This is a genomic window from Rhodoferax sp. UBA5149 (genome assembly GCF_002413825.1).
GTDB lineage: Bacteria > Pseudomonadota > Gammaproteobacteria > Burkholderiales > Burkholderiaceae_C > Rhodoferax.
This window is the reverse complement of the sequence record NZ_DHXT01000117.1, coordinates 1-11,040: the sequence shown is the minus strand read 5'-3', so window position 1 is coordinate 11,040 and position 11,040 is coordinate 1. Positions and strand designations below refer to the sequence as shown.

General features: G+C 59.8%; 13 protein-coding genes and 1 pseudogene. 8 read left to right on the top strand and 6 right to left on the bottom strand.

All coding sequences use genetic code 11. The annotated features are described in order from the left end of the window. On the bottom strand, nt 1-623 hold a 623-nt coding region (gene tyrS / locus B3V69_RS10670; protein ID WP_296446385.1), incomplete at its 3' end, for a tyrosine--tRNA ligase. A gap of 141 nt (nt 624-764) precedes the next feature. On the opposite strand from tyrS, the gene B3V69_RS10665 reads away from it, so the two are divergent. After that, complete coding sequence (locus B3V69_RS10665; RefSeq protein ID WP_414707510.1) at nt 765-2,165, top strand: M23 family metallopeptidase; 1,401 nt, start codon at nt 765-767, stop codon at nt 2,163-2,165. A 23-nt stretch (nt 2,166-2,188) separates the two neighbouring features. After that, nucleotides 2,189-3,304, top strand: coding sequence for an anhydro-N-acetylmuramic acid kinase (locus tag B3V69_RS10660; RefSeq protein ID WP_296446381.1), 1,116 nt, complete (start codon nt 2,189-2,191; stop codon nt 3,302-3,304). A 12-nt stretch (nt 3,305-3,316) separates the two neighbouring features. Here the strand turns inward: B3V69_RS10660 and erpA are convergent, their stop codons facing one another. The 5 genes from erpA to rplM all read right to left on the bottom strand — a co-directional run bounded on the left by erpA (nt 3,317) and on the right by rplM (nt 5,925). Next, nucleotides 3,317-3,682 (bottom strand): iron-sulfur cluster insertion protein ErpA, encoded by a 366-nt coding sequence (erpA, locus tag B3V69_RS10655; RefSeq protein ID WP_296446379.1) that lies wholly within the window; start codon nt 3,680-3,682, stop codon nt 3,317-3,319. 115 nt (nt 3,683-3,797) lie between these two features. After that, complete coding sequence (locus tag B3V69_RS10650) at nt 3,798-4,208, bottom strand: bactofilin family protein (RefSeq protein WP_296446377.1); 411 nt, start codon at nt 4,206-4,208, stop codon at nt 3,798-3,800. A 25-nt stretch (nt 4,209-4,233) separates the two neighbouring features. After that, complete coding sequence (locus B3V69_RS10645) at nt 4,234-4,962, bottom strand: DUF6776 family protein (RefSeq protein WP_296446376.1); 729 nt, start codon at nt 4,960-4,962, stop codon at nt 4,234-4,236. 100 nt (nt 4,963-5,062) lie between these two features. Then, the gene (gene rpsI / locus B3V69_RS10640; RefSeq protein WP_296446374.1) at nt 5,063-5,455 is read right to left on the bottom strand and encodes a 30S ribosomal protein S9; all 393 of its coding nucleotides are present in this window, start codon (nt 5,453-5,455) and stop codon (nt 5,063-5,065) included. Next, on the bottom strand, nt 5,452-5,925 hold the full coding sequence (rplM, locus tag B3V69_RS10635; protein WP_296446372.1) for a 50S ribosomal protein L13: 474 nt from the start codon (nt 5,923-5,925) through the stop codon (nt 5,452-5,454). The genes rpsI and rplM overlap by 4 nt, the downstream gene beginning before the upstream one ends. 162 nt (nt 5,926-6,087) lie before the next feature. On the opposite strand from rplM, the gene B3V69_RS10630 reads away from it, so the two are divergent. From B3V69_RS10630 to B3V69_RS10605, 6 genes and pseudogenes are all read left to right on the top strand, one after another. Next, a complete protein-coding gene (locus B3V69_RS10630) occupies nt 6,088-7,026 on the top strand; it encodes a 23S rRNA (adenine(2030)-N(6))-methyltransferase RlmJ (RefSeq protein ID WP_296446371.1) in 939 nt (312 codons plus the stop codon). 179 nt (nt 7,027-7,205) lie between these two features. Beyond that, on the top strand, nt 7,206-8,279 hold the full coding sequence (rfbB, locus tag B3V69_RS10625) for a dTDP-glucose 4,6-dehydratase (protein WP_296446369.1): 1,074 nt from the start codon (nt 7,206-7,208) through the stop codon (nt 8,277-8,279). Next, nucleotides 8,276-9,184, top strand: coding sequence for a dTDP-4-dehydrorhamnose reductase (gene rfbD, locus B3V69_RS10620; RefSeq protein WP_296446366.1), 909 nt, complete (start codon nt 8,276-8,278; stop codon nt 9,182-9,184). The genes rfbB and rfbD overlap by 4 nt, the downstream gene beginning before the upstream one ends. After that, nucleotides 9,181-9,990, top strand: a pseudogene (gene rfbA, locus B3V69_RS10615) (glucose-1-phosphate thymidylyltransferase RfbA); the annotation flags it as partial. The gene rfbD and the pseudogene rfbA, both read left to right, overlap by 4 nt. Before the next feature lie 15 nt (nt 9,991-10,005). Next, on the top strand, nt 10,006-10,485 hold the full coding sequence (locus B3V69_RS10610; RefSeq protein ID WP_296446387.1) for a dTDP-4-dehydrorhamnose 3,5-epimerase family protein: 480 nt from the start codon (nt 10,006-10,008) through the stop codon (nt 10,483-10,485). A 28-nt stretch (nt 10,486-10,513) separates the two neighbouring features. Beyond that, nucleotides 10,514-11,040 (top strand): SDR family NAD(P)-dependent oxidoreductase (locus B3V69_RS10605; RefSeq protein WP_296446364.1); only part of this gene is annotated, 527 nt, incomplete at its 3' end.

Sequence of the window (11,040 nt, the reverse complement as noted above, 5' to 3'; positions counted from 1 at the left end):
AACTTCTGGTCGGTGCCGCCCAGTTCCAGGTCACTCTTCAGTGCCACGGAGTCATAGCCCTGCATCAGCGGGTACAGGAACTCGTGCACGCTGATCGGCGTGCCGGACTTGAAACGGTCATGAAAATCGTTGCGCTCCATCATGCGCGCCACCGTGTATTTGGCCGCCAGCTCGATCATGCCGCGCGAGCCCAGCGTGTCGCCCCATTCACTGTTGTAGCGAATTTCGGTCTTGGCCGGGTCCAGCACCATCGAGGCCTGCCGGTAATAGGTCTGGGCGTTGACCTCGATTTGCTCGCGGGTCAGCGGCGGGCGCGTGGTGTTGCGGCCCGACGGGTCGCCAATCAGGGTGGTGAAATCACCAATCAGAAAAATGACGGTGTGGCCCAAATCTTGCATCTGGCGCATTTTATTGAGCACCACGGTGTGGCCAATATGGATGTCGGGCGCCGTGGGATCGAGGCCCAGCTTGATGCGCAGCGGGATTCCGGTGGCCTCGGAGCGGGCCAACTTCTTGACCCAATCGTCCTGCGGAATCAGTTCTTCGCAGCCGCGCAAGGACACGGCCAGCGCCTCCCGGACACGGTCTGTTACAGAAAACTTAGGGGCCAGGACTTGATTCATAAGGGTTTTTCTTGATGCGTGGGGCTTGGGCGACGTTATACTCTGCGTTCGCTCTAGCGTTTGAGTTTAATTCGTCCGGCATGAGCACCTTCTTTGTCTGTTCGGTTGCGCACAAACCAACCTTCACTTGGAACACTTCTTTTGATAAACAGCCTGCTTTGCGCTCGAAATGCTCTATTGACTTTTGCCAGCCAGACGCTCAAACAACATCCTAAACGAGTCACCTCCGCCATTGCCGCCTTGCTGCTGGGCGGCGGCGGCGGCGCGTTTGCCTTGGCCTCCTACGCCCCTGACGCCTCGGAGTTGCCGGTGCGCGAGGTTCTGGAGTCCGTTCAAGCACTGCCTTTGAATGTCGCGTCCGATGCCCTGGACGTCCAGGCCTTCAAACTCTTCAGATCAGAAGTTACCCGCTCCAGCGATACCGCTGACACCCTGCTCAAGCGCCTGGGCGTGGACGATGAGGCAGCCGCCTCTTTCCTGCGCGCCGATGCGACGGCCCGCCAAGTGCTGCTCGGGCGAAGCGGTCGCAACGTCACCGCCGAGACCAGCGAGCACAACAGCTTGCTCAAGCTCAGCGCGCGTTGGAGCGCCGATAGCGACGGCAACTTCAAGCGGCTGGTGGTCGAGAAAACACCGCAAGGCTTTCAGTCCCGGATCGAGTCCGCACCTTTGAGTGCCTCCACCCGGCTCGCCAGCGGCACGATCCAGACCTCGCTGTTCGCTGCCACCGACGATGCCAAAATTCCAGACAGTATTGCGACGCAAGTGACTGAAATTTTCTCGGGCGATATTGATTTTCATCGCTCCTTGCGCAAAGGAGACCGTTTTTCCGTCGTTTATGAAACACTGGAAGGCGATGGCGAACCCCTTCGTACCGGGCGCGTGTTGAGCGTCGAATTTGTCAATGGCGGCAAAACGTTTCAAGCCATGTGGTTCCAGGATCCGGTCGCTGGCAGCACTCCAGCCGCTGACGGTGCCAGTGCGGCGGACTCGCGCAGCAAGGGCGGCTACTACACACTGGACGGCCAGAGCCTGCGCCGCGCTTATCTCGCTTCGCCCGTGGAATTTTCCCGCATCACCAGCGGCTTCAAGATGCGTTTTCACCCTCTTTTGCATGTCTGGAAAGCGCATCAGGGCGTGGATTACGCAGCCCCCACCGGCACCGCCGTGCGCAGCGTCGGCGACGGTGTGGTTGACTTTGCCGGCGTTCAAAATGGCTACGGCAACGTCATCATCCTGCAGCACCGCAACAACTACAAAACGGTCTATGCGCACCTGAGCCGCATCAATGTGCACAAGGGTGAGAGCGTCAGCCAGGGCCAGAACATTGGCGCCGTGGGCGCCACCGGCTGGGCGACCGGGCCTCACTTGCATTTTGAGTACCGCATCAACAACGTCTATCACGACCCGCTCACGATTGCCCGCGAGAACAATACCGTGCCGCTATCTGCCAGTGCCAAACCTGCGTTTGCACGGCTCGCATCTGAAAACCGGGTAGCGCTCTCGGCCGCTGCCACCCTGCAGCAAACCAGCGCCCAGTAACGCGTCCGCGGCGGTGAAGCGGCGTGCCTGAACTCTACATCGGCCTCATGTCCGGCACCTCGCTGGACGGCGTTGATGGCGTTTTGGCAGACTTTTCTGGCTCACGCCTGACCGTCCTGGCGCATGCCAGCGCACCCTTTTCCCTGGACTTGACCCAGGAGTTGCTGGCGCTCAACAGCCCCGGCCCCAATGAATTGCACCGTGCAGCACTGGCCGCGAATGCACTGGTTCGCGTCTATGCACAGGTGGTTGGCAATTTGTTGGAGAAGTCAGGCGTCGGCAACACCCAGGTGACCGCCATCGGCGCGCATGGCCAGACCGTGCGCCACCGGCCGCAGGCGTTCGACGGCACCGGCTACACCTTGCAGCTCAACAACCCGGCCCTGCTGGCCGAGCTGGCGGGCATCGACGTCGTCGCTGACTTCCGCAGCCGTGATGTGGCAGCCGGCGGGCAGGGAGCACCGCTGGTACCGGCCTTTCACCAATCGGTGTTTGGACAAATTGGTGAAACGATGGCCACGCTCAATATTGGCGGAATTTCAAACCTTACCGTGCTGGGCCCGCAACTGGCAGACGATATGCTGGGTTTTGACTGCGGTCCCGGCAATGCCTTGATGGACGCCTGGTGCCAGCAGCATCGCAGTCAGGCCTTTGACGCAGACGGCGCATGGGCGGCCATGGGACGAGTTCACGGTGACTTGTTGCAAGCGCTGCTGCGTGAGCCCTACTTTGACCTGCCCGCCCCCAAAAGCACGGGGCGCGACCTCTTCAACCTGCCCTGGCTCGCCGATAAACTTGAACAGTTCACTGAACTGGCGCCGGAGGACGTGCAGGCGACATTGACCGAACTGACCGCCAGCGCCTGTGCAGCAAGCGTCAAGCGCTACGGATTGAAGAGCAAACAGCTGATTGTGTGTGGTGGCGGCGCCTTTAACGGCCAGCTGATGGCGCGACTCCAGGCGCACCTGCCGTCGCTGCAGGTCAGCGCCTCGCAAGCCCATGGCCTACCCCCGCTGCAGGTGGAAGCAGCGGCGTTTGCCTGGCTGGCCCGCAAAACCGTGTTGCGTGAACCATTGAGCTTGCAAAAAGTAACAGGCGCCCGAGGCGCCCGTGTGCTGGGTGCGGTTTATCCGGCCTGAACCGGGCCGCCTTCAGGCTGAGAAGCTCGACCCGCAGCCGCAGGTCGACTGGGCACCGGGGTTCTTGATCACAAACTGCGCGCCCTGCAAGTCTTCCTTGTAATCAATTTCAGCGCCCACGAGGTACTGGTAGCTCATGGCATCAATCAACAAGGACACGCCATTCTTGGTCATGGTGGTGTCGTCTTCGTTGGTGATTTCATCAAAAGTGAAACCATACTGGAAGCCGGAACAGCCCCCCCCTTGCACAAAAACGCGCAATTTCAGATCCGGGTTCCCCTCTTCCGCAATCAGATCTGCCACTTTGGCGGCAGCACTGTCCGTAAAGAGAATCGGACTCGGCATTTCAGTCTGGATGTTTTCTGCGACGGCACTCATGGTTTCTCCTAAATGGTGGCGGACTGCGTTGTCGCGCCCTGCGTAGCTGCGGACTGTTCCGCACGTTTTCAATATCAACTTGAGGAATACTACAGCAATTCACTCAACAATTCAGCTACTTGTTATTTGCTGCCAATTTCAGTGTGGGTTTTTCCTCATTGTCTTTTGCGTCGGCCGCAACGAGGGGGCGCAATTGCCCGGCGATGATGGCCCCCTGGTGCATCTCCAGTGCCGTGTAGTGCACGTCGCCCTGGATGCGCGCCTTGGGCTGCAACTCAAGCATGATCCGGGCATGCACCGGCCCATTGACGGTCCCGTTGATGATGATGTGATCGGCATGGATTTCACCCGTCACCGTGGCAGTTTCCGAGATCACGAGGATGCTCGCCAGAGCGGATTCGGCGTAGATGTTCCCGACGATGCCACCATCGATCCGTAAACCGTCGGAGAACCTGAAATTCCCTTCGATCGCACTGCCTTCAGCAATCAGGCTTTTGATGGAAGGTTGTTTTTTCTTGTTGAACACGTCGCTATCCTTGGTATGCGTTGGACTAGAGCTTGATGGATTGCACGGCTTTGGTGACCGAACCTTCCAGGACTTTGGCGGTAACGCCCTTGATCACCGCTTGAGGCGGTAGCTCAAAAACGCCTTCCATGCGGCCATACTGTTTCAGCTTGAGCACCTGAGCCCCGCCCGGCAAGGTCGCCATCCAGGGCTTGCCATTCTGCATCCCCGTAAAACTCAACTCCAGGCGTCCGCTGAACTCCGGCGGATTCTTGAGGGCCTGAATCACCAGCACCTGCCATTTTATGTCACGCCCATTGCGGACCTCGGCCTGCAAGCTGCGTATCGCAATGCCGCCAACACCCACTGTCGGTATCAGTTTTTCAAAAAAGCCCAAATCATCACGCAAACTCTGGTTATCCGCTTCCAGCTGTCTGTTCTGTGCGGCCAGTCGTTCCTGCGCCACCTTTTCCGAGGTCATCAAGGTGTCAGCGGTATTGGCGATCGACTGCGCCTTGTCACGGGCGGCTTTCAGGGCTGCCAGCTCCGCCTGCAAGCGCCCCAGTTCGGACCGTGTTTGTTGCAACTCTTCCTTGGTGCCTCGCTCGAGACCGGCAATGTCTTTGCCAAACTCGAACGCCCACAGGCCAATGGCGGCACAAAAACCAAAGACGATCGCCAAAAAAGCCCAGCGAAACGGCCAGGGCAGGGCACTGCGCACCGCCATGCGCGGGGCACTGACCGTCAGACGGCGAAGAAGCAGGCGAAGTCTCATGGGGCGCCAAGTCTAGCAGCCAGAATGCAAACAACCGCCAGAATCTGCATTCTGGCGGCTGTTGTTTTGCAACATTTCGTTGGCGGAATTTCTGGTGAAATTAACGCTTGCTGAACTGTTTGCGGCGACGTGCACCGTGGAAGCCGACCTTCTTACGTTCGACTTCACGGGCATCACGCGTGACGAAACCAGCTTTGCTCAGCTCGGGTTTGAGCGTTGCATCGTAGTCAATCAGGGCGCGGGTAATGCCGTGGCGCACAGCGCCAGCCTGGCCCGACTCACCGCCGCCGGCGACGTTGACCATGATGTCAAACGTTTCGGCGTGGTTCGTCAAAAACAGGGGCTGCTTGCAAATCATGATCGAGGTTCCACGGCCAAAGAACTTTTCAATGTCTTTGCCGTTGATCACGATCTGGCCGGAGCCTTTTTTCAGGAAAACACGGGCGACGCTTGATTTGCGACGGCCGGTACCGTTGTTCCATTCACCGATCATTTGGCGGACTCCCTCTTAGTTGCATTGGCAGAAATGCCTGCAATTTCCAACACTTTGGGCTGCTGGGCGGTATGGGGATGCTCAGCACCACCGTACACCTTGAGCTTCTTGATCATGGCGTAGCCCAGAGGACCCTTGGGCAGCATGCCCTTGACGGCTTTTTCCAAAGCGCGGCCAGGGAACTTGGCTTGCATGTCACGGAAGTTGATGGCAGAAATGCCACCTGGGTAGCCGGAGTGGCTGTAATACACTTTATCAATCGGCTTGGCGCCGGTGACGCGCAGCTGGGCTGCGTTGATGATGACGATGAAGTCACCGGTATCGACGTGAGGCGTGTAAATGGCCTTGTGTTTGCCGCGCAAACGGAGAGCAACTTCGCTGGCTACTCGTCCGAGGACCTTATCGGTCGCGTCAATCACAAACCACTCGTGCACCACGTCAGCGGGTTTGGCGCTGAAGGTCTTGGTCATGAGTTTTCTCTTTTAAAGGAGGGTTTGTCGGGCTCTTTTCCACGGTCGGCGTTCCTCTGATGGGAATCTCTTAGGTGGGGATCTAGCTCCGCCGCGGAGCCACAAAAGCGCTGCGAAGCCCGCGATTATACAAAATTCACCGTCAAACGGTTAAAATTCGTCATGTTCAGTTATCGCCACGCCTTCCATGCCGGCAACCATGCCGACGTCCTCAAACACACCGTGCTGATTGCCATATTGCGGCATTTGCGGCAAAAAGACACGGCCTTGACCGTTTTTGACACCCATGCCGGGGCCGGTTTGTACCGGCTCGACGGTGAATATGCCGAAACCAGTGGCGAGGCGGCCAATGGCTTCTTAAAACTTCTATCTTCAATCAATACGCCTGCAGCCCCCACCAAGAAACCGTCAGCGGCTGCAAAATCAATCGCAGCGGGTCTGGCGCCAGTGATCCAGGACTACCTCGATCTGGTCGCCAGTTTCAACAACAAGGGCAGTCACAGGGTGTATCCAGGTTCACCGTTCATCATCCAGCGCCTGTTGGGCGAACGTGACAAGCTCAAATTGTTTGAGATCCACCCGACCGACGCCAAAACACTGTCCGCCAACATCGCACAGTTGGAAGCGGGACGCCAGGTCGCCGTACTGCGCGAAGATGGCTTTGAAGGGATTAAAAAATTTCTGCCGCCGCCAGCACGCCGGGCACTGGTGCTGAGCGACCCCAGCTACGAAATCAAGAACGATTACGCCCGCGTCGTGGCCATGGTCGCTGATTCGCTGTTGCGCTTTGCCACCGGCACTTACACCGTTTGGTACCCCCTCATTCCGCGTCCTGAGGCGCATGACGTGCCGCGCAAACTGAAAACCCTGGCCACCAAATCAGGAAAGAAATGGCTGAACGCCACCTTGACGGTGAAGTCAAGCAAATTGACTGCCGATGAAGCGGGCGAGGTAATACGTCCCGGCCTGCCCGCCAGTGGCATGTTCATCATCAACCCACCCCATACCCTCAAAGCAGCGCTCCAGCTGGCGCTGCCGCAATTAGCGGAAATACTCGGTCAAGACCAGCACGCCGCCTTCACGCTTGAATCCGGGGGCTGATGCACCTGCTGTCACGGCTGCTTGAGTTTTGCTATCAAAAGTGAAGCTGCTTACGCAATAACTGCGAGGGCTAGAGGCCTTTTTTCTGAATCATCGTTTGGTCTGCGGCAGGCACCGACCCACATGAAACGCAGTGGCGATAATTGAGCCAGTTTTATGTTTTCAGGGACGCAAACCACATGACCATCCTCGTTACCGGCGGCGCCGGCTTTATTGGCAGTAACTTTGTGCTCGACTGGCTTGGCACATCCGACGAGCCCGTCATCAACCTGGACAAACTCACCTACGCGGGCAATCTGCAAAACCTGGCCTCGCTCACAGGCGATGCGCGACATGTGTTCGTGCATGGGGACTTTGGCGACGCGGCACTGGTCACGGGGCTGCTGGCACAGCACCAGCCGCGTGCGGTGGTGAACTTTGCCGCCGAGTCGCATGTGGACCGATCCATCCTCGGGCCGGGCGAGTTCATCCAGACCAACATCGTGGGCACCTTCAACTTGCTCGAATCCGTGCGGGCGTATTGGGGCGCTTTGGACACCACGGCCAAGGCCGCATTCAGGCTGCTGCATGTGTCCACCGACGAGGTGTACGGATCGCTGGCGAAAACCGAGCCGGCCTTTACCGAGACCCACCGCTACGAGCCCAACAGTCCTTACTCGGCCTCCAAGGCGGCCAGCGACCATCTGGTGCGGGCCTACCACCACACTTATGGCCTGCCGGTGCTCACCACCAACTGCTCCAACAACTATGGGCCGTTTCACTTTCCTGAAAAGCTGATCCCGCTGATGATCGTGAACGCCCAGGCCGGCAAGCCACTGCCGGTGTATGGCGACGGCCAGCAGATTCGCGACTGGCTGTATGTGACCGACCATTGCAGCGCGATTCGCCGCGTACTCGAAGCCGGCCAGTTGGGCGAGGTTTACAACGTGGGCGGCTGGAACGAAAAGCCCAACCTCGACATCGTGCACACCGTGTGCGCCCTGCTGGATGAGCTCAAGCCCCGTGCTGATGGCCATCCCTACAGCGAGCAAATTACCTACGTCACCGACCGCCCTGGCCACGACCGGCGCTATGCGATTGACGCGCGCAAGATCGAGCAGCAACTGGGCTGGAAGCCGGCCGAGACCTTCGAGTCCGGCATTCGAAAAACGGTGCAGTGGTACCTGGACAACCCCGGCTGGGTCGCCAATGTGCAAAGCGGCGGCTACCGCGACTGGGTGGCCAAGCAATACGGGGCAAAGACGACAGCATGAAAATTTTGCTGTTTGGCCGTGGCGGCCAGGTCGGCTGGGAACTGCAGCGCAGCCTCGGTGTTCTGGGCGAACTGGTGGCACTGGGGCACGACCCCGCCCATAACCCGGACCAGCTGTGCGGCGACTTCAGCAACCTGGCCGGTTTGGCTGACACGGTGCGCCGGGTGAAGCCCGACGTGATTGTGAACGCGGCAGCGCACACCGCCGTGGACAAGGCCGAAGCCGAGCCCGCGCTGGCTCGCACCCTCAATGCGCTGGCGCCGGGCGTGCTGGCCACCGAAGCGCAAAGGCTGGGCGCCTGGCTGCTGCACTACTCGACCGACTACGTGTTTGACGGCAGCGGCTCCCAGCCCTGGCGCGAGACCGACGCCACGCGTCCCTTGAGTGTGTACGGCCGGACCAAGCTGGAGGGCGAGCAGCTGGTCGCTGCCTGCCCGAAGCATCTGATTTTCAGGACCAGCTGGGTTTACGCGGCGCGTGGTGGCAACTTTGCCAAAACCATGCTGCGCCTGGCCCGGGAGCGCGAAACATTGACCGTCATTGACGACCAGATCGGCGCGCCCACCTCGGCCGAGCTGCTGGCCGACGTGACGGCGCATGCGCTCGTGGCGGCGATATGCCAGCCCAAGCTGGCCGGGCTTTACCACTGCGTGGCAGGGGGCGAGACCAGCTGGTACGACTACGCCCGCTACGTTCTGACCCAGGCGCAGGCGCTGGGCTGGGCGCTCAAGGCCGGGCCGGCGCAGGTGACCCCCATCGCCACCGACCGCTACCCCACGCCTGCGCAACGGCCTCTGAATTCACGCCTGGACACCAGCCAGCTGCAAGCCGCGTTTGGCCTGGTGCTGCCGCACTGGCAGGTGCAGGTGGCACGCATGTTACAAGAAATCACCGGGGCAAAATGAATGTGAGCACACCCTCCACCACGCAGCGGGCAAGCGCGCCGGTACGGCGCAAGGGCATTGTTCTGGCGGGCGGTTCGTGCACGCGCCTGCATCCGGCCACGCAGGTGGTGAGCAAGCAGTTGCTGCCCATTTGTGACAAGCCCATGATTTATTACCCGCTGAGCGTCCTGCTGCTGGCGGGCATTCGCGAGGTGCTGGTGATCTCGACGCCGCAGGACACGCCGCGCTTTGCGCAGCTGCTGAGCGATGGCAGCCAGTGGGGTCTGCAGATCAGCTGCGCGGTGCAGCCCCCGCCCGACGGATTGGCCCAGGCGTTTTTGATTGGCGAAGAATTGCTGGACGGCGCGCCGAGCGCGCTGGTGCTGGGCGACAACATTTTTTACGGCAACGACTTTGCCGGCCTGCGGCACAAGGCCAATGAGCAGATCGTTGGCGCCACCGTGTTTGCCTATGTGGTGCACAACCCCGAACGTTACGGCGTGGTGGTATTTGACGAGCGCGGCCGCACCATCGGCATTGAGGAAAAGCCCCAAACCCCGAAGTCACGCTACGCCGTGACCGGCCTGTATTTTTACGATAGCCAGGTGGTGGAGTTGGCCAAACGCGTGAAGCCGTCGGCCCGCGGCGAGCTGGAAATCACCAACCTGAACAGAATGTATTTGGAACAAGACACACTGGGCGTGCAGACCATGGGCCGCGGTTACGCCTGGCTGGACACGGGCACGCACGAGTCGATGCTGGAAGCCAGCCAGTTTATTTACACCATCGAGAAACGACAAGGCCTCAAAGTGGCCGCGCCTGCTCAAAGAAAAGGCATCTTGATGAAAGTGACGCCTTGCGCCATTGCCGATGTACTGCTGATCGAACCGCGTGTCTTTGGGGATGCGCGTGGCTTTTTTTGTGAAAGCTTTAACCAGCGCGCATTCAACCAGGCGACCGGGCTGGACCTGCGGTTTGTACAGGACAAGCTGGTGCGGGTGGTGGCCGGTGAGGTGTTTCACGTGGCGGTGGACATGCGCCGCGAGTCGCCCACCTTTGGCAAATGGGTGGGTGAGATATTATCGGCTGACAACAAGCGCCAGCGCTGGGTTCCGCCAGGCCTGGCACATGGCTTTTTGGTGCTGTCGGACACGGTCGATTTTTTGCATAAAACCACCGACTACTACGCGCCGGAATACGAGCGTTGCATTGCCTGGAACGACCCGACGCTGGCCATCCAATGGCCCGCGCTGAAGGGTCCACCCCGGCTCTCGGCCAAGGACGCGGCGGGCATGGCGTTTCTGAACGCCTGCGCCAATTAAACTTGTCTTCACCTCAGCAGCACACACCATGACCATGATTTTTGTGACGGGCGGCGCCGGTTATATCGGATCCCACACTTGTGTCGAGTTGCTCAACGCGGGGCATGACGTCACCGTGTTTGACAACTTCTGCAACAGCCAGCCCGAAGCGCTGGCGCGGGTGCAACGCATCACGGGCAGAAAGCCCAGCCTCGTGCAGGGAGACATTCGTGATTCGGCAGCACTGGTAGCAGCTTTGCGTCAGAGCGGCGCCAGCGCCGTGATCCACTTCGCGGGTCTCAAAGCGGTGGGCGAGTCGGTGCACAAGCCGCTGGCCTATTACGACAACAATGTGGTCGGCACGGTGCGGCTACTGGAAGCCATGGTTGAATGCGGCGTGAAGACGCTGGTGTTCAGCTCGTCGGCCACGGTCTATGGCAACCCGCAGCGCTTGCCGCTGACCGAGGACCACCCCCTCTCAGCCACCAACCCTTATGGCCAGACCAAGCTGGTGATTGAAGAGATGCTGCGCGACCTGTACCGCAGCGACCCCACTTGGCACATCGGCATCCTGCG